Genomic DNA, 24,035 nt, shown 5'->3' on the forward strand with positions numbered 1-24,035 from the left:
CTGGTGAATGCGCCTGCTTTTTATGATTCTTCCTGCTCAAATTTTACAATTGCAGTCTTAGCACGATCTCTCAGTGACAGAAGATCAGACTCTACTTTTAAGATATTTTTCTTTTTCTGTTCAATCAGCTTGAGCTGCTCTTCTACCGTATGTAACACTTGCTCTAACTTTTCTTTTTGTTGACTTGTTCCTTTCACTTGCCTATAATCCATCTTTTGTATTTCAAGAGTATCACTTAAAGCAAGAAATTCCTGTAATTCTTGAAGCGAAAAACCCATGACTTCTTTGGCATTCGTAATTTTCTTTAAAAATTCTACATGTTCTTCGGTGTACAGACGAAATCCTCCTTCACTTCTTGGAGGTGCTGGCATCAGTCCAATTTGTTCATAATAACGAATTGTACGTTTTGTTAAACCGCTTTGCTTCGCTACATCATCTATTTTTAGTTCACTCATTTTTAAATCCCCTTTAATCAATTCACAATGTCAACTTTTCATACTTGTTACTATTATACACTAACGCTAGATATCTCAAAACAAATCTGAACAGCTGTACACTTATTTAAAAATAAATAAGCAATTTCTTTACCCTTTTTTAGAGTAAAAAAATTGCTTATACAATATATGCTGGGTTCTTTTCTCTGAAACCTTCTCATAAGTGCCGTTTTTGTTAATTTACGATTTAGCATACAAATTAATAAATTTGTTTTTGAGAGTTCTTATTTCTATCCACTAAATGTTTATTAACTTGTATGTAGCCTTCTCTTTCTGTACTAGCCCCGCCTGCGCTGAGTACACCGATAGCCACGCATGCTATCCAACCTAATTTCATTATAACAGAAAGCGCTTACATAATAAAGTGTTATGCTTTAATTTCTAAAAAGTTATAAATAAAAGCAGCAGATATTTTTCCACCTCCTGCTGACTTGTTAAATAGAACCGGCACGATACAGCTTTATCAAACAGTAAATACGTCGTCTTAATAAGCTACTTTATAAATCAAAAACCGTTCATATGGGTTTTTACGATCCAACTCTGGCAGCATTACCTCTTCTTTTAAAATGAAAGAAGGGTGTTTTTCGAGATGATGAAGATAATCCTCCGAACTATAATATAAAATCAAATCAATCTCGCGCTTATTCTCTTCCCATGAAAGCAAAATATTGTTCACTACTTGGATAAAAATTTGAACTGAAAAAGGATTAAAAAAATAAAAGCAGTTGTCTAGTGGATGAATCTTATATTCCTGGGCTAAACAACACTGAAAATGAATATGATGTTTGCGACCCTTGGCTTTTTTTAAATAGCGCCTCTGGTTATCTATGGCCTGCTCATAAAAGTGTTCATTCATTTCTACCCCTACAGCGGTGGCATTGCACAGGTAGTTCACATAAAAATTTAGCCTTCCTTTTCCACACCCGAAGTCGACAATTCTATCGCTGCTTGTTAGCTCATACTGAGTGAAAAGTGTTTCTAATGCACTATAAGGCGTGGGTTCATAACGGTGGTAATGAAATGAATCATTAAATCCCTTTTGTTCTCCCGTTGTTTTTATATTTAATAAAGCGTCATAATATTGCTCATTCATAGCCAATCTCCTGTTTATAGTTGTTGAAAAAGAGAAAGAAGGACAGATGTCCTTCTTTCTCTTTTTTCTCACTCTACTTTCACACGCATTTCTGATATTTTAAGACCAATCTCTTCGATTAACTGCACAGCTTCCGCTCGTTTTTGATCATCTAATGTGCTGATTCCCCGTACGTCTACGCTTTTTAAATATCGATAAGAGGCTTTAAGACGTTCTAGGGTATCTTCTTGGTCAAATGTTTTCATGATTATCTCCTCCAGTATATGTAGTTACTATATGTATACCACAAACATGTCCGTAATAAATCTAACCTGTTTAATAAATACTAAACGTATCTGATTTATCTAAGAGGAAATGCACTTCTAATAGCTGATATATACTCAAAGAATTCCTGGGTTTTCGAATTTTTCCGTTCATTTCTCGTATTAGTTGCAAAAAAAGCTTCTCTTTGCGCTTTACTTATCTCAATTTGCACACCCATCCGCCTAGCTGTTTTATTGGTTATATTTCTAGGGCTTGTACCGGAAAAAGGGTCTTGATCTGATAAAATTTCTGTACTAAAACCTTTGGAAACAAGCGCTTCATGTACTTTGGACCTTAACGCTTTGTCAGCACCGCCGATTTTAGTGTGTTTTTCACTTTTATCATTGTATCCATGAAAAGATACTACATAGTCTTCTTTCGATATAATAGTTAGCGCATGAGGTTCATCAAAATGAGTGGATGTGATATGAAGATCGGCATTTCCTGCTTTCTTTAACCCTTCAAATATATAGTACGAGTATTCGTTTCCTGCTAGCCCAACAGCAAGTTCGGATGTTCCAGTTTCGATACCTCCGCCGTGTATCGCAAGCATAATAATGTTAGAAGGTCTGATTTCAAATTGAATTTTGTAGTCTTGGTTGTATACTTCATAAGAGGCAAGTTCAGAGAAGCTAGCATATTTATCTGGCATCATATATCCTCCTTGTGAATAAGACATAGTAAATAAACTTATTAGTTCTTTCTTTAATGTACCACATCTTTTCTTTCATCACATACTATGTGATTGCAATTACCAATAAATATGGTACGATTAAGTTCGAGTTTCTTGCTCGTTAAAAGTTCACCAGATAGTCAAAATTTTCATTTTTAAGCATTCCATTTTTATCTTATAATAAAGGATGTACTTATTTTTAATTGGTAATTCGACATTTTTCTTTGTTTTTTTAAAAAGTTCAAGGAATGTTAACAAATTTTACGAGCAACCTTGATGTAATTACGATATTTTTTTGTTAAAATAGTTTAGTTGATTAATAAAGATTAGGTTTATTCATGCAAGAATAAGCTCAAAAAGGAGAATTGCTGTGAAAAATACCGAAGTTATCACAAAGGAATCACTTCCTATCAATCAGTATTTTTCCCGGGAAGTAATCAGTGCTATTATAAAAACTGGGATTATTAAATCGAACTCACTAGGAATGGTTGCTGGGCTTTGTCTCGCAATTGCTGTTAATGACTTAAGCTTTGTGACACAAATTCCTATCATTATTTTGGCTTTAATTGGGACATCCTTTGTCGTAGGAGGAGCTGGGGCAGTTAATAACTTCTATGACCGTGATATTGATGCGATCATGAAACGTACGAAAGACAGACCGACGGTAACAGGAGCGGTCAACCCTAAATTTGCTCTATGGTTAGGACTGGCTTTATTTGTTATCGGTGTAGGTATTTTATTTTTAGTTTCTAACATGGCCGCCATTATGGGTATTTTAGGATTTTTCTTTTATGTAGTGCCTTACACTATGCTTACAAAACGTACAACCATTTATAATACCGAAGTCGGAAGTATTTCTGGAGCTATGCCTCCAATCATTGGCTGGGCCGCTATTTCACCAGACTTATTTCATCCGGTAGCAATTGGATTGTTTGTATTTATGTTTTTATGGCAGCCTCCTCACTTCTACGCTATTGCGATTAGAAGACTTGAGGAATATAAAGCCGCAGGTGTACCAATGCTTCCTGTAGTAAAAGGTATCCGTCGTTCCAAAGTCCAAACGCTTGTATACCTAGTTATTTTACTAGCGGCATCTTTCTTATTTTTGTCGTTTAGTAAAATTATCGCATTTACAATGTTCTGTTTAACATTAGTGTGGATGCTTCTTGGAATTGTTGGATTTAAAAAATTAGAAGATACAAAATGGGCTACTTTAATGTTTGTGTTCTCATTGAACCATCTTACGATTATTTTTGCCCTTATGATTATACTGTCATTTTTTAAATAATAAACTTTCAAAAGCAGGTAGCTATCAGCTACCTGCTTTTATACTAGATACATCTTTTGCTTTAAGCGAAATTATTCCTCCATACCTTGCCGAAACTGCTCCACCTAACGCGTTAGCAAAGGTTGTGTACTGCTTCTGTGACTCCTCACTTTCAGGTAATCCTTTTTCGTGAACGCACCATAAAATTCCTGCCATAAATGCATCACCCGCTCCCGTCGTGTCTATCGCCTGCACTTCTTTTGCACTCACATGAAGCGTTTGATTTGCAGTAACGGCTGCTGCGCCATTTTCTCCCTGAGTGACCCATACGTACGGAATATGATATGCTCTCAGTTTTTCTAGGCTTTCTGTCAGGTCTGCTGAATTCATCAAAAATAGGAGCTCATCTTGAGAGATTTTCAAAATGTCTGTTTCGGACAAAAACGGTGTCACGATATTTCTACATGCTGCTTCACTTTCCCATCTTTTCATTCGAATATTTGGATCAAACGCTACAAGCATACGATGTTTTTTTGCGAGCCTCACAGCTTCTTTTGTAGTTTCCTGAGAAATCGGATGAAACAACGTACCTGATCCAAAATAAAAAATCGCTGCCTGCTCAAATAAAGCTTCCTGCAGCTCATGTTTATACACTTGCTCATGAGGTGTAGAATCTATGTAGGAATGAAAGTAACGATCTCCTTCTTTACTTTTATGTACATACACTTCACAAACTTTTTTAGTCTCCGATATTACACAGCCGCTTTGATTCACTCCTTCAATTAAAAGGTTCTTTCTTACAAAATCACTTGTTTCATCACTGCCTAACTTGCAGATATAATATGCTTTTGCTCCTAACTTCTGAACTCCAACTGCTACATTAACGGTTGTGCCTCCCAAAAAAGGGTCAAAGCTAGTGTTAAATTCGTTTTTAGCAATATAATCAATAAATGCCTCACCGTATGAAATAATTCCTTTTTTCAAGTTAATCCTCACCTTCTTTCTTCTGTCTCCCAACGCATTTGACACATACACACGCTTTTCCTCTGCTTTCTAAAGGAATTTGTTTAAACAGACCAGGAGTAAAAACTTTCTGCATACACCAACACTTTTCTATTTCTCTGCCTTGTACAGAAGCACAGTTATTTTTTTCTCCGCAGATAGGACATCTGCTATCATCGCCTGAAAATGGCATGAATTCCTCTCCTTTTTTTCTATGTAATTGTATAGATTATCTTTATTAGTATACAAGAGGTGGTTAAAATGTGCTTTCTGCTTTTTGATATTTTCGTTTTCAACTTCTTCTATTCTTGATACTATACATATAAAGGAAATAACATATTGCGAAAGGAGTCTTTATGACGACACATTTATTTCACCAAAAGCCCCTTGCTACATGGATGCATGAATATCCTTTATTAACACCTTTAATCAATAAACAGGAAATACTTTGGATAAATCCTTATATAAAACCTGCTCAAGGAGAACTTTCTTCACTTTCTTTACATACCAAAGATATAAAAGATGCAAAAGAACGTCTTTCTCGCTTTTCTTCTTTTCTTCAAATCGCTTTTCCGGAGCTGAAAGCATCAAAAGGAATCATTGAATCACCTCTTCAAGAAATTGCATACATGAAAGACTATTTAAATCAACAAATGAATAACATGCTGCAAGGAAAATTACTGATGAAATGCGATCATGATCTTCCCATATCAGGTTCTATTAAAGCAAGAGGCGGCATTTATGAAGTATTAAAATTTGCTGAAAGTCTTGCTATCAAAGAAGGACTGCTTACCGAGGAAGACAGCTACGCTCTTCTAGCTGAAGAACGATGTAAAAAGTTATTTTCTTCTTATTCTATTGCAGTAGGATCTACCGGTAATTTAGGTTTAAGCATTGGTATTATGAGCGCTACTCTCGGCTTTAACGTCACCGTCCATATGTCAGCGGACGCTAAAAAATGGAAAAAAGATCTGCTTCGTTCTAAAGGTGTAACCGTTATTGAATATCAGTCTGACTACGGAAAAGCCGTGGAAGAAGGACGAAAGCAAGCTGAAGCAGACCCCGCCTGTCATTTTATTGACGATGAGCAGTCTAGAGATTTATTTCTTGGTTATTCCGTCGCTGCTTTACGTTTGAAAAAGCAGCTAGCCGAGCTGCGGATTCAAGTAGACGCCGAACACCCTTTATTTGTCTATTTACCTTGCGGAGTAGGCGGAGGTCCTGGCGGTATTACGTTTGGATTAAAAGCAATATACGGTGATCACGTTCACTGCTTTTTTGCTGAACCTACTCACTCTCCTTGCATGCTGCTTGGATTAATGACCGAGCTGCATGATGGCATTTCCGTTACGGATATTGGACTTGATAACGCAACAGCTGCCGATGGACTAGCTGTAGGAAGGCCATCTAGCTTTGTAGGCGAAACGATAAAATCGCTTATTAGCGGAATTTATACCGTAGAAGATGATCAGCTTTTCCGATTTATTTATGAGCTAGCCAATCGTGAAAATATGTATATAGAACCTTCAGCAGCGGCTGGTCTACAAGGACCTCTCCACCTGATGGAAAGCGGGTCTTCCTATATACAAGCGCAAGGACTAGAAAACGATATGTCAAAAGCTACTCACCTTGTATGGTCAACTGGAGGCAGTATGGTGCCAGTTGAGGTGATGAATAGCTATTACGAGCAAGGGAAAAAATTTAATGAATAGATAACGTCAAAAGGCATGGAGAACAATGATGTTCTTCATGCCTTTTTAGACGAAGTAGCTTGCAGAAAGATAGGATGCCAAATCTCAAATGGAAAATATCCCGACTTATAGCTGCCGCTTGTACCCATAGTTGCAATTTTTATTTTTCTGTATCCTTTTTTCCATAAAAAGGTGCCTGCAAACACCTCAATTTCTTCTATTTTCTTTCTTCTAATAATCGTGGTTTTTCGTGTTAAAAACTGCGATCGAATACTGACAAATACATCGTTCATCATTAAGCCGCCTTGACGATAGCCGCCCCAGTGAATAAGTACGTATACAAGGCATAGCACAGCAATAATCCACACAAACATGGATTTCCAAAAGCTGATGCCAATCCCTGCCGCCGCAAATAACAAGACCGGTACTAGTAATGGATACCACGCATATTGAATTGCTGTATTTCTTGGACACTTTATATATTCATAGTGCGGCACATATACGTTCATTAACGCTGCAATCTTTTTTTGCTGGATAAACGGGTGCAAATAGACCTTTTCTTTTAAATCAGAGGTTACGACGTTTAACGAAACGGAAGACCATCCAAATAAGCGTCGAACCAACCCTTCCTCTATCGTAACAGCCTGTATTTTATGAAAAGGAATCGTAAGGGATTTCTTATTTAACAGTCCGTATTTAATATGTAGATAATGATCGTAGCGTTCTACGGTAAAACCGCCAAATCGTATCACATATAAAACGATAGACAGCAAATAAGCAAGCACCACAATTATAGCCACTAATACAAATAAACCAAGCATCGATTGATGAATCACTTCTTCGTAAGCTGTCTTCACCCAGCGGTTGATATACGTATCAATATACTGATAGAGAAAACCAAGAGCAGCAAATATATAGCCAAAATTCCCGGAAAACGCAGCAGCTAACGCCAGCTGTTTCACCGACACTTTCATCGTACGTTCAGGACTTTTTTCCCTTATTTCCGGCTGACTCCCTGACAGCTTTAACGTATCTTTAAGATGGTGCGCTTCTTTTAGTGAAATACCAGATAAATCAATTTCAGCATCTGTACCGCTGCTGGCCGTGTCAATACGAAGCCGGGCTAAGCGAAGAATTCTAAAAACAAAAGGCTGATCTAACTGAATCGATTGAATGCGATTTCGTTGAATAAATCTTTTTTCTTTTTTAAAAATCCCTTTATACAGACGCACTTCCGTTTCCGTTACTTCATAACGAAATTCCTTCCAAGTAAAAAAAGCAAATAAAGCGACTACGCCTCCCGCTAATAGCGTTGCCCACCAATATGTAAACAACAGGTGCCGATTGACAATAAATACAAACACAAAAGGCAGGATATTATTTTTTATATGTTCAATAAATGCTATTGCAATATATAACGGATGCAGCCGCTTACTCATCTTCATCATCTACCTCTGCTAGTCTAGCAATATACTCTCGCAGTGCTTCAGCATCTCTTTGTACAAGTGCAGGAATTTCGACGCTTCCAGCTGCTGTGATGATTTTAACAGATGCCAAGTCAAATTTTCGAAAAATCGGCCCTGTCAACGTTTCAACGTGCTGCACTTTCACAAGCGGAATTTTCGTATGATACCAGATAAACAGCCCTCTTTGTACATCAATTTGAGTATCTGTGACTTCATATGAATATACATTCATATATACATTTGGAGCTATAATTGTATATATGATAAAGCTCACGACTAATAGTCCAGCTGATATCCATCCAATAATTGACCACCAATCAAAAAAATGAACGAGTAGAAAATAACCCGCTGTTGCAAGAAGCCACAGGCTATGCGTAAAAATGGATTGCCAGCGCATCGCTTTTTTAGCCTCGAGGGGCAATTTGCCCTTTAAATGTTCAAACTCCATAAAAACTCCTTTCTCTACCTTTTTTACTATTTCTATTACTATATTACGTTAAAAAAGGAAAAAAGTTTCATAGTTTGCTATTTTCTTATTATTTTTGATAAAAAACAAACAAGGCTGCCTATTTCGAGGCAGCCTTGTTTGTTATCGATAAACGCCGTCTTTCTCTCCGTGTACAACAGCCGCTCTTTCAACTGCTTCAGATACTGCTTCATGTACAGCTAGATTAAGAGGATGAGGAACTAAATCGCCTGGACGCGTTGAATTTGCAATGGCTTCAGCTGCAGCTACAAGCATCGTATGCGTAATATCGCGCACCCCCGCATTTAACACTCCTCTGAAAATACCTGGGAAGCCAAGTACATTATTTACTGACCTTCCGTCAGTAGCGTAAATAGCTCCTGCTTCAAGAGCATCTTCAGGTTCAATTTCTGGCTTTGGATTAGAAAGTGCTAGAATGATTTGCCCTTTTCGAATCCATTCTTTTCGTATTAAGCCAGGTACACCTGTTGTCGCAATAACAATATCACAGTTCTCCATAAGCTCTTCTAATGAATCCGCTACTTTTCCACCGTAGCTGACTAAGCGCTCATTCGCTTCAGGAGACTTATCAGCTCCTATCACCTGTTTAACACCGTAAGCCATGAACATTCTGCAAGTAGCGATGCCGGCAGCTCCTAAGCCGATTTGTCCTACTTTTGCTTCTTTCAAATTCACACCTGTGCTGCGACAAGCTGAGATAGCTGCCGCTAGCGTCACCACCGCTGTTCCGTGCTGATCATCATGCATAACTGGAATATCGAGCTCTTCTTTTAAACGTTCTTCAATTTCAAAGCAGTGAGGCGACCCTATATCTTCTAGTAAAATACCGCCAAATCCCGGTGAAATATTTTTAACCGTTTGAATGATTTCTTTCGGCTCATTTACATTCAACAAAATAGGGATAGCGTTTACATTGGCAAGTTGATCAAATAACGCAGCTTTTCCTTCCATAACAGGCATTCCTGCAACTGGACCAATATTTCCCAATCCTAGTATAGCGGTACCATCTGTTACAATCGCAACCGTGTTTCCAATACTCGTATAAATCTTCGCTTTGTCCGGCTGTTCTTGAATAGCACGGCAAACGTTTGCTACACCAGGGGTATATACTCTTCTTAAATTAGCAATTGACTCAATTTTCATTTTGCTTTTCATTTGAATTTTGCCGCCTTCATGCGCATGAAGAACTTCATCTGATACTGTATGTAAAGTAATGCCTTCTAAACTGCGAACCGCTTCAAGCAATTCCTCAAGCTGGTCTTCACTTTCTACTTGAACCGTAATGCTTCTCATGGTGTAGTTATGTCCTACTTTAACGGTTTCAACTTCACCAATATCTCCTCCAACATTTCCAATAGCTGTTGCTACTCTTCCTAAGTTTCCCGGTACGGTCGGTGTTTGTACCATTAATGTGCGTATTAAATTGTTCATCATATCCCCATATCCCCCTTGTCTTAATCCTGCAAGTACGCATGCTTACTAATTGAAACGTTTAAAATGGTCAAATTTCCTATAAGTTCATGTTATCTACTTATCTTACAAGTAGATCTATACGTACTGTCTTTTCCATTAAAAGAAAAGCAATAGATAACGCTTTCAAACAGACGTTTCGCTTTGATTATAAGCAAAGTTTTTAGAATAATCAAGCGATGACATTGTGAAAATTCATAAATTATTAAGAAGGAATTTGTTCTTCACAAACAGAAAAGACTTATATAGAAAAGAAACAAAGGAGTGAATCAATTGAAATCAATTTGTGTGTTTGCAGGATCAAGCGCTGGAATAAAAACAGAATATAAAGAGGCCGCCGTCTCGCTAGGACGCTACATGGCCCAAAAAAACTACCGGCTGATTTACGGAGGCTCGCGAATGGGCCTGATGGGAGAAGTCGCAAATGAAATGCTTCAGCATGGAGGCGAAGTCATCGGCATTATGCCCCGCGGTTTGTTTAGCGGTGAAATTGTTCATACCGCGCTGACAGAACTCATCGAAGTAGAGAGCATGCATGAGCGAAAGGCAACTATGCACGAGTTAGCTGATGGTTATATTGCGCTTCCTGGAGGTTTCGGGACATTTGAAGAGTTGTTTGAGGCTCTTTGCTGGGCTCAAATTGGTATACATAAAAAACCAGTAGGGTTATTAAATGTGAACGGCTACTACAACCCGCTTATGCAAATGGTTCAGCATGCCGTAGATGAAGGGTTTTCTACGGATTCTGCTATTCGTCTCATCAACATTTCTGATACTCCCGAGCAGCTTATCTCTTCAATGGACACGTACACGTCCCCTTCAGAGGACCAAAAATGGAACACTGAACGCTAAAAAGCAAGCGCATAATTTGCGCTCGCTTTTTAAGCTTTATTAAAAGTAATCTCGTATTTTTTTACACCAAAAACAAAAGGGCTGCCTATTGGCTTTAAAGACTGATTTTGAACTTTCGAAAATTCTCCTTTTTCTAGTAACTTAGTAAAAGCAATTTTCCCTTCCATTCTTGCTAGCGGTGCTCCTAAGCAAAAATGGATGCCAAATCCAAAGCTCACGTGAGGATTTGTTTTACGATGCACGACAAAAGTGTCAGGACGTTCAAACTTAGCTGAATCTCTATTTGCACTCGCTGCCCAGCTAATTACCTGCTGTCCTTTTTTAATCTTACACTCTCCAAGTTCTACATCTTCAGCAGCTATGCGTCCAATCGCTTGAATAGGAGGATAATAGCGAAGCGTTTCTTCTACCAGGTTCGGAACTAGCGATATGTCTCGACGAACTTCATTCTGCACGTCTACGTCTTCTGTCATATACCGAACTCCGTTCGTAATTAAGTTTGTTGTTGTCTCATTACCTGCTACTAGCAATAAAATACAAAACCCCAGCACTTCCTCTTCTGTTAAATGCTCGCCGTCGATTTCTGCTTCTAAAAGAAGCGAAATGAGATCTTCTTGTTTATTTTGCTGACGCTCCGCGATAATTTCTTTAAAATACCCTTGTAAAAAAATCACGCCTTCATTACGCTTTTGCATCATTTTCGCAAAAGCTTCGTCTGAATTATTTTCAGCACCGCTCACTAAGTCATCGGAGTATTTTTTAAACAGTGCTCGGTCTTGTATTGGTACTCCTAGCAGCTCTGCTATTACAATAATCGGCAGTGGTCCAGCAAAGTCTTCTACTATGTCAAACTTTTTTTTGCTGCTTACTTCATCTAATAAATAATCTGCAATCTCTTCAATATGACCCTCCAAGTGCTGAATAGCTCTTGGCGTAAAAGCTTTGTTTACTAAGTTTCGTAACTTTGTATGTTTTGGAGGGTCCATCATTAAAATACTTTCTTGGCGTTCTTCCATTGCTCGTTTGGATGAAAAAAGCGACGGGTTTTTTAAAATATACTTTACTGTTTCATAATCAAATACATCCCAGCAGTTTCGGCTTTCATCGTAACGAATAGGTGCCTCTTGACGCAGACTGTTATAAATATCAAATGGGTAAAGCTGCTGTTCAACTGATTTGATTTCTTGCATAGGAATCCAGTTAGCATAGCGATTTTCTCTTTTTACTGCTTTTGAATTCATCTCGTATTCCTTCTTTCGTTTAAAAGTGACCTCGTTAAGTTTTTTAATCTTCTACAGATCAAAGAATTTTTTTCCATATTTGTATCTTTTGATCAGACTATCACAAGGTTTTTTCACTTTCAACGGACATAATCAGAAAATTTTGTCAATTATACAGAAGACTTATTTTATTTAAGGTCTAAATCAGTGATTCTTTTCCATTTTTTTAGTTCATTTATCTTGTTTCATAATAATCATAGAGATGGTTACACTACAAGTAAGTACGTAAGAAAGTAGGGATCTCATGTGATAGATGCCCTTATGTGGGGTGGTGTCTCAGGCTCAGCTGTATTAATTGGAGCTATTATAGCTATTTTTATACCTTTAAAAAAACAGTTGACTGCTTATATTATGGCTTTTGGCACGGGCGTTTTGTTAGGAGCTGCTGCTTACGAGCTCATTCAAGATTCGGTAAAAGAAGCGGGAATCATTGCTTCTTCTTTAGGCTTTTTAACAGGCGCAGCACTTTTTACTCTTCTTGACATCTCCTTAGCTAAAAAAGGCGCTCACAAAAGAAAACGTTCGGACCACCTAGTCCCCGCTAGCTCGGGACTAGCCATTTTTATTGGTACCATTATGGATGCTATACCTGAGTCACTGATGATTGGCGCAAGTTTGATTGAACAGCACCACGTTAGCTGGCTGCTTGTTGTTTCTATTTTTATCAGCAATATACCCGAAGGAATCTCCGGGACAAGCGGACTACTAAAAAGCCAATATAAGCAAAAGAAAATTTTTTCATTATGGCTTTCTGTCTTCTTTATATCAGCTCTTTGTTCTTGGATTGGATATCTATTTCTTCAAAATGCTACCCCAAACATGATGGGTTTTATTGCCTCATTCGCCGGGGGTGGAATTGTGTCAATGGTTGCTTCTACGATGTTGCCGGAAGCTTTTGAAGAAGGTGGCCCTGTTATTGGTTTTATTGCTTCATTAGGGTTATTAACTTCTATTATTTTGGATTATCTTTCTTTTTAGTGAATAAACTTATATTTTGTATGAAACAAAATATATAGGTCTTTCGTCTTTACAAGTAGATATAAATAAAAGGAGTTACCATTATGAAAAAAATATATGCTTCTCTTACACTTTGCACAGTGCTCACTTGCCTATCAGGGTGTGCTTATGCACCTCATAATAATCTGTCTGCCGAAAGAGTCTCTGCTTCTTCTATTCAACATACTTCTTCAAAACATGAGGCTTCAGTAGAGGAAATTACAAATAAGCTTCCAGGACACGTTTATTTAAAAGGTATAGCCTTTCAAGATACGCAAAAACCTTATTACTTAGCAATTAATTACGCGGCAATAAATAATCAGCATACGTTTGAAAAAAGCTGGACGTCTGTGAAAACTAAACGCATACTTTTACATAACGCAACCATCTTACTTTCTGCCGTACAAAATGCTGACAGCGTTCACTTTACTATTAATACGACTGTTCCTCAGACAATCACCATTACTCGAAAAGAGTTAACCGACTTCTACGGAATAGATCTTCGGAATTATAATGATGTGAAACAAGTATGGAAAGAAAAATTCGAAGGACAGCAAGAAAAAATCGAGGAATTTTATGATGCACATCCAATTACGGAAATGCAGTAAAAGCGGCCCATGGCCGCTTTTTAAAGTTGTTTTTTCATAAACACCTGCTCAAGTTTGATTCCTTCATCTGTATATAAATCTTGAAAACCAAATGATTTTAACATTTTCACGAGTAAGCTATTTCTTTTTTGAGGTACATTATATGTATTGTAAGCAATTGGTCCATACATATTAAAAATGGTTGCTAATAAAAAGCCCAGAACGTCCTCTGAATTTGAGATATGTTCCTTAACGCTTCCTTGATAAAAAGTAACAGAATTCACGATGCCTATGGAAGAAAAATTCTTTTGAAATAACAAATAGCCAACTTCTTCGTTTTTTTCATTCAACGTAATAAACGATTCTCCATCATGAATACAGTCAAATTGATTTTTCCACGGAACGTCGTATGTATAAAAGGGTAGGTTTCGAATATCTTTTGCAAGCCTTCGCTTTAACGAATACGTAAGCTGATTCTTCTTTTTAAGTAGAGAAGCGTGAAAACTACCTCTATGCTTTAGAAATAAAAGCGTATCTACAATCTCATATCCGTATTTCTGATAAAGGTGAATGGCTTTTTCATTCACTTTAAATGCTTCCAGACTGGCTTCCACTACTCCTTGCTGCTGATATTTCTCAAGTGTAGCTTTTAGTAAGGCTTCACCAATCCCCATTTTTCGGTAAAGGAATGCTACACTTGTACCTCCATTCCAAGCATGTTTTTTTCCTTTAACTCTTTTTATTCCATTTAACATAATTCCAGCTGGTGTGTCATTATAAAAAGCGACAAAAGAATGCTCGACAGATAACTGATCCACATCAAACCTACAAATGAATTGATCTAGTGACATCTCAACCGGAATGTAATAATCTTCAAAACCTTTATTGAATGCTTGTAATGCATCAGAAAAAGAACACTGACTTAGAGGCTTAATTATAATCACGGGATATTCCTTCCTTTTGTAAAAAGATAATAAGCTAGAAAATCATTATAAGAAAACATCATCAATAACATTCTGAATTTTTGTGGTTTTTAAAAGAAAAGAAAGAGACATACCGTTTAAACACCCTGTCTCTTCCTTTCTTTTAACACTCTATTCTATTGTCTTTTAACCTCTACATCCGACGCTTTCACAAACGCATAGCGGTGATTAAAATAAATTTGATAATATTCGTCTTTTCCAACAATCATTTTGTGATCGTTTGGATTTGTTGTAAAAGTGGGTGCATAGTAATAGTCACTCCTTACTTTTTCTACCCCCACATACACCTGCTCTGGAGAAATTTTATACTGAAGTGGCACCATAGCTTTAACTGGTATACCAGAAGAATAGGCTGAAGCTTCCGGAAAAGCTCCTCCGTATACTTGAATGCTTTCTTTTCCTGGTTTTGGCGTTAATAATATGCCTGTACCTTTACTTGTATTTTTATTATGCGGATTATAAAACCACGCTTTTTGCCCTCCGTACCAAATCGCTGTCCATTCTCCTTTTGTCTCAGCTACTGCATACGTTTGGCCAGTTACAGCTTTGCTTCCCCAGTCTAACGTTTGTTTCGTTCCCGGTCCTGAAGCTGCAGGCTCATTCAGTAGCGGTGAATCATTGCTTGGAGCTTGATGCAAATACACAAAGTTGGCCGGCTGCTTTGGTGCATCTGATACCTCCGGCTGATTGTTTTGAAAGACTGGATTAATCGTAACGGCTAGTTTGTTTGTGTGCTGGCGTTCAACCGGGCTTCCTACCAAATCCATATAGTGTCCCCAATCCCAAAACGGCCCGGGATCTGAATGCATACCTGATTGAGCCTTAGGAGACAAACCTGGCACCTCGTCATGACCAATAATGTGAGCTCGGTCTAACGGAATATTATATTCTTTGGCAAGGTGGCGTACGAGTCTTGCCGAAGAACGGTACATTTCTTCTGTAAACCACGTGGATCCTTCAAGCGCAAACCCTTCATGCTCGATTCCAATACTGTGCGTATTAAAATACCAGTTTCCTGCATGCCATGCTACGTCTTTGTTATGAATCATTTGTGCGATGTGACCATCACTTGAACGGATTACATAGTTTGCAGCTGCTCTATTTGGGTTAGCAAACAAATCAATCGTTCCATCATAACTTACTTCTGTATCATGAATAACAATATAGCGAACATCTGATTTTTGGCGATTCGCAATATCATAGTTTCCGTAATCTGAAGGACTTTCGCTGAATTTCCCGTAAAATGCAGGGATGTATTCACATTTTAAAGATGCGGGACAATCTGCTTTATTCGTATTGGAATTTTCAGAGCGAGGAATCGATATATCTATGTTTTGAGGAGAAATTTTAAGATGCTGTCCATCTGAAGTTGTAAGCTCTGCTCCTTTTTCCAATGTTTCATATACATCATCGGCAAATACTTGAGCGTTTTCTTTATCCTGAGAAGCACTGTAAGCGGCGACTGCATCGTACCATTTCTGATCAGTGGACGGTATGTTTCCATTTTTGTCTTTTGCGATAAAAGCTAGCACAGCAGCGCCACCGCGAATATTTTGCACAGGATCTTTTTTTAATCTTTCTTTATCTGAGTTAAGCAGCTTAGCAGCTAAGGAGAGCGTTTGCTGTTTGTCATATGCTGGTTTTGAAGGTGCAGCTCCGTTTCCTTTTCCATCTTCTAAAGAAGGGATGTCTGTTAAATGCATAAGACCGTATCCCCCGGCCGCACTAGGTTTTCCATTATGATTTTCCCAGCGCGACTTGTTGTAGGAAATTGCTTTTAAAAGCGAAGCTGGCACACCAAATTCTTTAGATGCTTGTGCAAATGCTAGCTCCAAAGAATCTGACTGATTCTCTGCAGCCAAAGCGACTACAGGCGCTTGTAGCGTATGAATAGACGTATAAGCTGTACACATAACCCCGGCTGCAAGCATGGCTACCCCTATCTTATTTAATTTTAATCGTTTCTTTAGTTTCAAACGTATTCCTCCCCCGTAAAGTATGTAAATGAAGTCAATAAAGACATAATATGACTTTACCTCGTTCTCAACCATTTCGTCTTCTTTCTTTCTATTCCCTTGAGACAATAGTCTAGAAGATTCGACAGAGTTACTAGGAGGAAAGATGTGGTACGAGGAAAAAATCATAAAAATCATCCCTCTTCTTTAAAGCTGCGCTCTCAAAAATGGTTGAGTACAAAGGCGGTCCATTCATCCCTTTTGCTGCCTTTTTAATAAAGCAGCAATATTGTAGATAATGACATTCCTTCTATAATTCAACTATTACTAAACCAAATTTCTTAATTTACCAGTTTTTTAACAGACTGTACGTTCGACATTTTAGTAACTTTTCACCATAGTTAACCATGGAAAAGGTTGCTATTATTAAAGACAAGAGAATGTTTACATATGATTGAACGCAGCAAGAACTGCTCTTGAAAGGAGATACCTTATGAGAGGACACAGCATTCCAGCAATTAAGTTGAATGAAGAAGAAAAAGAAAAATTAGAGGAACTTATTGAACACTATAATTTAAAACGAACGTCTCTCATTCGAAAATTTATTATGGATGGAAAAGTTAAGCCTCCTTTAATCGGCAAAGAAGCAGGTGTGGAACTATTGGTTAACCTCCGAAAGATTGAGTCTGAACTAAGCCGGCTAAGCAATAATATGCATCAAATTGCAAAGTACTTACATAAACCAAAAGATAAGCAAAACCATTCACAGAATCTTGAAGAAATACTATTAGAAATGATGAAAAAACAAAAACATGTACAAGAAGATGTAGAGACTATTTCAGAGCAGCTTAGCGATCATTTATACGTTAAATAGAGAAAAAACGCTCTTTTCATTTCAGAAAAGAGCGTTTTTTATAAAGAAGTAGGGATTTAAATGCTTTTTTTCATCCCGCACTTTGCGCATGTACGGATAAAAATAAAGTCTTTTACTAAGCTTTTAAATTTCACATGTCCACAGTTATCGCATCTGCCTGCAACTTTATCCGGAAACTCCTCATATACATATACTTTTGTTAAATCAATCGCTTCTTGTTGCTCTTCCATTTCCATCACACCTTTATGCATCTTTACGATTCAGCTCTTTATATTCTATCAAAAATAAGTAAAATTACTAGGGTGAAAGCTTCAAAAAACAAGCAGGTTTTTTCACTATTTTTTTATCCGTTCAGCTTTGTACCACCATTTTTCTCTATCTAAAAATGCTTTTACATTCAGTATTTTTTTATCCCGAAGTGTAATGATGGCTACTGCAGCTCCTTCTTTGGAAAAGGTTACCGCTGTTTCTAACTTTTCTTTCGTCACAAATACTTTTAATGTTTCCATATTCTCTTTTGTTAATTCCGCAGTTGTGATGGTTTCTCCTTCAATGATTGTATCTTTTTTTTCAATAAAATGTTGTCCATCAATCACCCAGGCTGCACGCGTTTCACCATAAACTTGAAAGAGGGTATTCTTTTTTAAATAACCTGTTCTCTCTGACATATTTGCATCCTTATACGTCTCCGTATCCTCAGTTGTTTTGATCCATAAAGGTTTATATAAAAAAGTAGGCTTTGGACAACCTTCCTCGTCAGAATCTCCCAAAGGATTTGTAGATTTAGGCTCCAAGTTTAAAAACTGTGCAACCCCTTTTGCATATGCCACCCCCATATCTTTTAGAAATTGAGGATTTTTTAAGAGCTTTGCATCATGTTCTGTATCAATAAATCCAATTTCAGTTAGTACAGACGGCATATATGAACGCCTTAACACACTATGATTAGCCAATTTCCTGCCTCGGTTAGAGTGATTGTATTTAGTGAGAACAAATTTCACATGATCGTGAATATCGTTTCGTAACACAATGGTTTGGTTATTTATATTTTTGCTATAAATAAAATCTTCATATCCCGTTTCGCCGCCTGAATTTATATGAATAGATAAGTATACATCAGCACCCCACGCATTGGCTTTGTTGACCCGTTCATTTAATGACAAAAACACATCGGTTGTACGCGTTGTACAAAGAGAAAATCCTTGATAGTGAGTAGAAAGAAAAGAGATGATGTACTGTTGAACAGCTAACACTAAGTCTTTTTCATATAGCCCGCTGGCGACAGCCCCTAGATCTGCCCCTCCGTGACCTGCATCTAAATAAATTTTTTTCATATAACCTGTCTCCTCCTTATCCGTAGCATATGCATGAATAAGCGAAGACGTTTGTTATACAAAACTACTTTTATGTATAAAGCTTTTTGCTATGACTCATTTAGAAGTCTTTACAACTGATTTACCATAGCTGGTAACATCAAAATATGTATTTGATCCATCGTCTTCATTGATCACAACATCTAAGTCATGAAAATAACGATGAAGTTCTTTTAACAGTGCTTGATCTTTCGTCTGCTCTAGCTGTCCAGCGAGCTTCTCCATATGCTGAAAGTCTTTCTTTAAAACAGAATCTTTTACTTCAATCGTGCCAATCGTATTTTTAATGGCTGTCGCTTCTTCTTGTACGGAAGACCAGTCTGGGTGCTCAATGGCACTCCACCCCGTCAAATCATTTAGTACGTCATGATGTTCAGCTATAAAATCTTTTGCCTGCTGATCACTGCTTTCCAGCTTATCAACTTTTTGTTGATTCACTTTAATGGCACTTGCCTTTATACTTTGCTGTGATAAAAAAGGAATTTTTCCGTTTTGGTACAATATCCATCCTGTCGCTCCTCCCCCGACTAAAAGAACGGATAAAGATATCGAAATGATCATACGCTTTTTCTTACTTTTATGTCTTTTTTCCATTTGACTCCTTTCCGGGTATTCAAAACCCTTTAGGCCTTATGAACTGAAACGAATAACCTACAAAAAGAATTTTACCATATTTTTAATATTAAAAATATTAAAAAAAGAGACTCCTTCGAGTCTCTTTGAATCCACTTCAATTAACTTTCACCTGTGTGTAGCGATTCTTAGGAACATTCAACTGCAAGTTACTTCTTAACGTACTCCCTTCGTATTCTGTACGATACAGGCCTCTTTCTTGCAGTATCGGTACAACGTGTTCAACAAAGTCATCTAAGCCATGGGGAACGCTTGAATGAATAATAAAGCCGTCAGCTCCTTTTTCTTCAAACCACTGTTCCATCAAATTAGCGATATGCTCTGGCGTCCCAATAAATTGTGTTTTAGGTGTAGCAATTCGCAGCGCTGCTTCTCGCAGTGTCCACTTATATTTTTTAGCATTTTCTTTAATTTTGTCTGTTGTACTGCGGAAACTATTACTTCCTATATCTCCTAAGTCAGGAAATGCCTCATCTAATGGAAACTGTGAAAAATCAAAATGATCGAAAAAGCGTCCTAAGTAGTTTAGCGCATGTTCAATTGTCACCAATTGAGAAAGTTCTTCATATTTTCTTTCGGCTTCTTCGTTTGTACTACCAATTATAGGACCAATTCCCGGGAAAATTAAAAGTTCGTTTTCATTGCGCCCTTGCGCTGCGGCTCTTGATTTTACATCTTGGTAAAAAGCTTTTGCTTCTTCTAAATTGTCTTGTCCCGTAAACACTGCGTCAGCCGTTTTCGCTGCTAGATCTTTGCCGCTTTCAGAAGAGCCTGCTTGAAACACTACGGGCTGCCCCTGAACTGAGCGGCCAATGTTTAACGGGCCTTCTACAGAAAAAAATTCGCCTTTGTGATGCAATCGGTGCAGCTTTTTCTCCTCAAAAAATTGTCCGGTTTCTTTATTTCGAATAAAAGCATCATCTTCCCAAGAATCCCATAATCCCTTTGTTACTTCTAGAAACTCTTCAGCTATTCTATAGCGTTTGTCATGAGTGGGGTGCTCTTTTCCATAGTTAAGCGCAGATCCTTCTAATGGAGATGTGACAACATTCCATCCCGCTCGGCCGCTGCTAATATGATCAAGTGAAGCAAATTGTCTAGCCACCGTAAACGGTTCGCTATACGAAGTCGATAGAGTGCCGACTAAACCAATATGAGAAGTGACAGAAGCAAGTGCTGATAGAATAGTAAGAGGTTCAAAACGATTCAAAAAATGCGGAAGCGATTTTTCATTAATATATAACCCATCGGCAATGAACACTAAATCAAATTTTCCTTCTTCCGCTTTTTGAGCCTGCTGCTTGTAAAAATCGAAATTAACGCTGGCATCTGACAAAATTTCAGGGTGTCTCCACGCCCCCATATTTCCTCCGACTCCATGAATAATAGCCCCTAGCTTTAATTGTCTTTGATGTGTCATATTACCATTCTCCTTTTTCATATCCATTCATAAATTCTCGTAATTGATTAGTTAAACCGCCTGCTCCAAAGCGAAGGACTCCTTCTTTTTCTGTCTTTCTTTCATTTCCTTCTTGTGCAAATTGTAAAAAAGCGATAACGTGAACTCTTCTAGGGTGAATATTTTCAATTCCTTCGTCATAAAACCATTGATCAATTGTATTGTAAATCCCTTTATTGACTTTGAATTGACTGTGGCACCAATTAAAAAACTGGAGATCAGGCAGATTTAAATATCTCGCTTGCCCTAGCTTGGAAGCTGTAGCTTCACTAGATACATAGCCCATATGTTGAAATCTTTGCTTAGCTTGCAGCGTATCAGCTTTAATTTGATGCTTTAAAAACTCAATAGAAGGGAACTTTTTCTCTCCTCGCACCCGAAAGATTACGTCGCATTGAACTGTCTCTCCATAAATAACGTCGTTAAAATCCAAAATATGAACCTCAAATGTTTTAGATAGTTCCGATCCAAATGTCGGCTTAACCCCTACATTCATAACTCCTATATGTTCAAGTCCCCGCAGATGAACGAGGACACCATACACGCCATTTTTTAATTCCTCATGCTGAGTATCTATATTAGCTGTTGGAAACCCTAAGTATCTTCCTTGCTGCCTTCCAGGTACAACCTGGCCTTTTATAATAAGTTTTTTGCTTGTTTTAGCTTTTAATGCTCCTCTATTCACTACGTTCACCCTTCTTCCCTTAAGTCTAGTAAAAAATAAAAGGTTCTTTGCACAATGTCACACATTGTGCAAAGAACCTCTAGTGATCTAGTCGGTTTGTTTAATTTGATGATTTTATCATATACTTATTATTCCTATGAGTCAAGTTGGTTTTTAATTAAAATATTAGATTGTTTTTTCATAAATATAAGAGTAAGGAGAATGCGTTGGGTTAATACGCTTGAAAAATTGCTTTGTTCGATCTTCTTTTGGGTTTAAAAATATGTCTTCAGGATGACCTTGTTCGACAATCTTTCCTCCGTCCATAAACACCACGTGATTAGAAACTTCACGGGCAAAACTCATTTCGTGCGTCACAATGATCATCGTAATTCCTTCTTCAGCAATTTTACGAATAACAGACAGTACTTCACCCACCAGTTCAGGGTCCAAAGCAGACGTCGGCTCATCAAATAAAATGACTTCAGGATTTAAAGCAAGCGCTCTAGCAATGCCCACTCGCTGCTGTTGACCTCCTGATAACTGACTTGGATAAGCATTTGCTTTTTCAGCAAGCCCAACTTTTTCAAGGACGTCTAAACTGCGTTGTTTCGCTTCTTCCTTTGGCAGCTTTTGAACAATAACTAGCCCCTCCATAATATTTTCAATAACGGTTTTGTGTTTGAACAAGTTGTATTGCTGAAAAACCATCGTTGTTTTTTGTCGAAGAGTTAAAATGTCTTTGCGATTTGGCTTTTGGCACTGAACCGTAAATTGATCAATCGAAACTTCTCCTTCATCTGCTTTTTCTAAGAAATTAATGCAGCGTAAAAACGTAGTCTTTCCAGAACCACTCGGTCCTAAAATGGTCACAACGTCGCCTTTTTTAACAAGTAAATCAATACCGTCCAATACTGTATTATGACCAAATGTTTTTTTTATATTTGTTAGTGTAATCATACAACCCCTCCTCGATTATAAACAGTTAATTTACGTTCAAGCAGCGCTGTTATTCCTTCTATTAACATCGTCAGCATCCAATAAATAAGAGCAGCAGCAATATAGGCTTCTAAAAACTTGAGATTATTCGAAGCTACGATATTAGCAGCACCGTTTAGCTCTTTTTGCGATACGATGAATGCGATAGAAGACGTATGCAAAAAGCCGATGAAGATATTACATAAATTCGGTAAAGACAAAGCAAACGCCTGTGGAAAAACAATTCGTTTCATCGATTGAAAACGATTCATCCCAATAGCATACGCAGCCTCAATTTGTCCTTTTTCTACAGCTAACAAACCAGAGCGAATAATCTCTGACATATAAGCTCCCGCTGTAAAAGACAAAGCGATTAATACAAATACGACAATAGGAATGCTGTTTGCATTGAAGCCCCATCCATAGTAACTCGATAGTTTATTAATAAATAGCGGGAACCCTAGGTAAATAACCATAATATGAAGAATAGCAGGCGTTCCTCGGAAAAATGATACGTATACGTTGGCAATTGGCGTTATTATTTTCACTGAATTGATTCTCACAGCCGCAACAGCAATACCAATAAGCAACCCGCCTAGTAACGGACCGATGGTAATAAGGAGCGTTAAAGGTAATGCCTTTAAAATTTCTACAAATGCTGTCCATATAAACGGTACGTCAATAATCATGTTTACACCTCTTTTAGTAAGCTCGTTTTATACATGAACAGGCTGATCATGTTTTTGCAGCTTCTGTTCTGATTCCACAAAAAATTTCTCTAATATAATCGCCACAAAATAATAAATAATGGCAAGTGCGATATATACCTCCACTGCATGAGCCGTTGCAGCGATAATGGTATCTCCTCTTCCCATCATATCCATCACACCAATGGTAAAGGCTAAAGACGTATCTTTTAAGGACCCAATCACAAGATTTCCAAAGTTAGGAAAGGCTACAACGAGAGCTTGCGGCAGCACAATTCGAGTGAACGTTTGTTTTCCGGTCATTCCTATACTATAAGCTGCTTCAGTTTGCCCTTTATCTACACTATTAATGGCACCGCGCATCATTTCAGAAAAAGACGCCGCCGTGCTCAGTGAATACGTGATAATAACAAATACGAGCGGAGCCATTCTTGAAACGTCAATATGAATCAATTGTAAAAGGGCAGGTATCCCGTAAAAAACTAAAAATAATTGAATTAAAATAGGCGTTCCCCTCATAAAAGAAATATAAACTGCTGCTATTTGACTTAACACCGGTACTTTATAAATACGAGGCAGGGCAATAAACAATCCCAAGGTACTGCCAATCACAAGTGAAGCAATCAAAATCCAAATTGTAATATGCAAATAAGATAATAATTGAGGAATAGAGGTGAAAATCAGCTCTATATCAAATGCTTTTCCCATCTTTTTCTCTCCTTTGTTTCCCTCTACAGGTAGCGAAAGG

Annotated in this window: 26 protein-coding genes; 6 read left to right on the forward strand and 20 right to left on the reverse strand. The window is 37.7% G+C overall.

The features are described 5' to 3' along the window. Positions 1-20: 20 nt before the first annotated feature. From AC4NPH_RS04705 to AC4NPH_RS04720, 4 genes are all read right to left on the reverse strand, one after another. Entirely contained in the window at positions 21-455 is a 435-nt protein-coding gene (locus AC4NPH_RS04705) for a MerR family transcriptional regulator (RefSeq protein WP_013056794.1), read from the reverse strand. A gap of 523 nt (positions 456-978) precedes the next feature. Then, positions 979-1,587, reverse strand: a complete 609-nt coding sequence (locus tag AC4NPH_RS04710; RefSeq protein WP_013056792.1) for a methyltransferase — start codon at positions 1,585-1,587, stop codon at positions 979-981. A gap of 68 nt (positions 1,588-1,655) precedes the next feature. Then, entirely contained in the window at positions 1,656-1,832 is a 177-nt protein-coding gene (locus tag AC4NPH_RS04715; RefSeq protein ID WP_013056791.1) for a hypothetical protein, read from the reverse strand. 95 nt (positions 1,833-1,927) lie between these two features. Beyond that, on the reverse strand, positions 1,928-2,545 hold the full coding sequence (locus AC4NPH_RS04720; protein WP_013056790.1) for a poly-gamma-glutamate hydrolase family protein: 618 nt from the start codon (positions 2,543-2,545) through the stop codon (positions 1,928-1,930). A gap of 388 nt (positions 2,546-2,933) precedes the next feature. Between AC4NPH_RS04720 and cyoE the strand changes: the two genes are divergently transcribed. Continuing rightward, a complete protein-coding gene (cyoE, locus tag AC4NPH_RS04725; RefSeq protein WP_098196416.1) occupies positions 2,934-3,851 on the forward strand; it encodes a heme o synthase in 918 nt (305 codons plus the stop codon). A 24-nt stretch (positions 3,852-3,875) separates the two neighbouring features. On the opposite strand, the gene AC4NPH_RS04730 is transcribed toward cyoE, so the two are convergent. Together AC4NPH_RS04730 and AC4NPH_RS04735 are read right to left on the reverse strand one after the other, a co-directional pair. After that, positions 3,876-4,814 carry a carbohydrate kinase family protein gene (locus tag AC4NPH_RS04730; RefSeq protein WP_041816544.1) on the reverse strand — a complete coding sequence of 313 codons (939 nt, stop codon included), beginning with the start codon at positions 4,812-4,814 and terminating at the stop codon, positions 3,876-3,878. Position 4,815: 1 nt separating this feature from the next. Continuing rightward, positions 4,816-5,025: a cysteine-rich CWC family protein gene (locus tag AC4NPH_RS04735; protein ID WP_029321430.1), complete on the reverse strand. Its 210-nt coding sequence runs from the start codon at positions 5,023-5,025 to the stop codon at positions 4,816-4,818. Between the two features lie 163 nt (positions 5,026-5,188). Between AC4NPH_RS04735 and dsdA the strand changes: the two genes are divergently transcribed. Further along, positions 5,189-6,544, forward strand: a complete 1,356-nt coding sequence (gene dsdA, locus AC4NPH_RS04740) for a D-serine ammonia-lyase (protein ID WP_013056787.1) — start codon at positions 5,189-5,191, stop codon at positions 6,542-6,544. Between the two features lie 35 nt (positions 6,545-6,579). Here the strand turns inward: dsdA and AC4NPH_RS04745 are convergent, their stop codons facing one another. From AC4NPH_RS04745 to AC4NPH_RS04755, 3 genes are all read right to left on the reverse strand, one after another. Then, positions 6,580-7,962: a PH domain-containing protein gene (locus AC4NPH_RS04745; protein WP_231101723.1), complete on the reverse strand. Its 1,383-nt coding sequence runs from the start codon at positions 7,960-7,962 to the stop codon at positions 6,580-6,582. Then, positions 7,955-8,437, reverse strand: coding sequence for a PH domain-containing protein (locus AC4NPH_RS04750; RefSeq protein WP_013056785.1), 483 nt, complete (start codon positions 8,435-8,437; stop codon positions 7,955-7,957). The genes AC4NPH_RS04745 and AC4NPH_RS04750 overlap by 8 nt, the downstream gene beginning before the upstream one ends. Before the next feature lie 141 nt (positions 8,438-8,578). Next, on the reverse strand, positions 8,579-9,910 hold the full coding sequence (locus tag AC4NPH_RS04755) for an NAD-dependent malic enzyme (RefSeq protein ID WP_491938612.1): 1,332 nt from the start codon (positions 9,908-9,910) through the stop codon (positions 8,579-8,581). A gap of 309 nt (positions 9,911-10,219) precedes the next feature. On the opposite strand from AC4NPH_RS04755, the gene AC4NPH_RS04760 reads away from it, so the two are divergent. Then, on the forward strand, positions 10,220-10,798 hold the full coding sequence (locus AC4NPH_RS04760; RefSeq protein WP_029321425.1) for an LOG family protein: 579 nt from the start codon (positions 10,220-10,222) through the stop codon (positions 10,796-10,798). A 29-nt stretch (positions 10,799-10,827) separates the two neighbouring features. On the opposite strand, the gene AC4NPH_RS04765 is transcribed toward AC4NPH_RS04760, so the two are convergent. Beyond that, the gene (locus AC4NPH_RS04765) at positions 10,828-12,039 is read right to left on the reverse strand and encodes a cytochrome P450 (protein WP_013056782.1); all 1,212 of its coding nucleotides are present in this window, start codon (positions 12,037-12,039) and stop codon (positions 10,828-10,830) included. A gap of 285 nt (positions 12,040-12,324) precedes the next feature. On the opposite strand from AC4NPH_RS04765, the gene AC4NPH_RS04770 reads away from it, so the two are divergent. Then, on the forward strand, positions 12,325-13,056 hold the full coding sequence (locus tag AC4NPH_RS04770) for a ZIP family metal transporter (RefSeq protein ID WP_013056781.1): 732 nt from the start codon (positions 12,325-12,327) through the stop codon (positions 13,054-13,056). A gap of 83 nt (positions 13,057-13,139) precedes the next feature. Then, positions 13,140-13,682: a DUF4825 domain-containing protein gene (locus AC4NPH_RS04775; protein ID WP_029321421.1), complete on the forward strand. Its 543-nt coding sequence runs from the start codon at positions 13,140-13,142 to the stop codon at positions 13,680-13,682. 20 nt (positions 13,683-13,702) lie between these two features. Here AC4NPH_RS04775 and AC4NPH_RS04780 read toward each other — a convergent pair whose 3' ends face one another. Both AC4NPH_RS04780 and AC4NPH_RS04785 read right to left on the reverse strand, forming a co-directional pair. Next, positions 13,703-14,605, reverse strand: coding sequence for a GNAT family N-acetyltransferase (locus AC4NPH_RS04780; RefSeq protein ID WP_098196414.1), 903 nt, complete (start codon positions 14,603-14,605; stop codon positions 13,703-13,705). A 155-nt stretch (positions 14,606-14,760) separates the two neighbouring features. Next, the gene (locus tag AC4NPH_RS04785) at positions 14,761-16,620 is read right to left on the reverse strand and encodes an N-acetylmuramoyl-L-alanine amidase (protein ID WP_053487221.1); all 1,860 of its coding nucleotides are present in this window, start codon (positions 16,618-16,620) and stop codon (positions 14,761-14,763) included. Positions 16,621-17,092: 472 nt separating this feature from the next. Here AC4NPH_RS04785 and AC4NPH_RS04790 point away from each other — a divergent pair, with 472 nt between their 5' ends. After that, a complete protein-coding gene (locus AC4NPH_RS04790) occupies positions 17,093-17,473 on the forward strand; it encodes a plasmid mobilization protein (RefSeq protein ID WP_013056777.1) in 381 nt (126 codons plus the stop codon). Positions 17,474-17,529: 56 nt separating this feature from the next. On the opposite strand, the gene AC4NPH_RS04795 is transcribed toward AC4NPH_RS04790, so the two are convergent. The 8 genes from AC4NPH_RS04795 to AC4NPH_RS04830 all read right to left on the reverse strand — a co-directional run bounded on the left by AC4NPH_RS04795 (position 17,530) and on the right by AC4NPH_RS04830 (position 23,995). Continuing rightward, a complete protein-coding gene (locus AC4NPH_RS04795) occupies positions 17,530-17,709 on the reverse strand; it encodes a DUF8096 family protein (RefSeq protein WP_025752091.1) in 180 nt (59 codons plus the stop codon). Between the two features lie 99 nt (positions 17,710-17,808). Next, positions 17,809-18,807, reverse strand: a complete 999-nt coding sequence (locus AC4NPH_RS04800) for an N-acetylmuramoyl-L-alanine amidase family protein (RefSeq protein WP_057273068.1) — start codon at positions 18,805-18,807, stop codon at positions 17,809-17,811. A 96-nt stretch (positions 18,808-18,903) separates the two neighbouring features. Then, complete coding sequence (locus tag AC4NPH_RS04805) at positions 18,904-19,440, reverse strand: hypothetical protein (protein WP_053487219.1); 537 nt, start codon at positions 19,438-19,440, stop codon at positions 18,904-18,906. Positions 19,441-19,576: 136 nt separating this feature from the next. After that, positions 19,577-20,899: an LLM class flavin-dependent oxidoreductase gene (locus tag AC4NPH_RS04810; RefSeq protein WP_013056773.1), complete on the reverse strand. Its 1,323-nt coding sequence runs from the start codon at positions 20,897-20,899 to the stop codon at positions 19,577-19,579. A 1-nt stretch (position 20,900) separates the two neighbouring features. Then, positions 20,901-21,623 carry a riboflavin kinase gene (locus AC4NPH_RS04815; RefSeq protein ID WP_035439125.1) on the reverse strand — a complete coding sequence of 241 codons (723 nt, stop codon included), beginning with the start codon at positions 21,621-21,623 and terminating at the stop codon, positions 20,901-20,903. A 165-nt stretch (positions 21,624-21,788) separates the two neighbouring features. Continuing rightward, positions 21,789-22,562, reverse strand: a complete 774-nt coding sequence (locus tag AC4NPH_RS04820; RefSeq protein ID WP_029321411.1) for an amino acid ABC transporter ATP-binding protein — start codon at positions 22,560-22,562, stop codon at positions 21,789-21,791. Beyond that, positions 22,559-23,269, reverse strand: a complete 711-nt coding sequence (locus AC4NPH_RS04825) for an amino acid ABC transporter permease (RefSeq protein WP_013056770.1) — start codon at positions 23,267-23,269, stop codon at positions 22,559-22,561. The genes AC4NPH_RS04820 and AC4NPH_RS04825 overlap by 4 nt, the downstream gene beginning before the upstream one ends. Positions 23,270-23,296: 27 nt before the next feature. Next, positions 23,297-23,995, reverse strand: a complete 699-nt coding sequence (locus AC4NPH_RS04830) for an amino acid ABC transporter permease (protein ID WP_063671435.1) — start codon at positions 23,993-23,995, stop codon at positions 23,297-23,299. Positions 23,996-24,035: the final 40 nt, after the last annotated feature.

It is taken from the genome of Priestia sp. MDV22-iso46 (assembly GCF_058629175.1).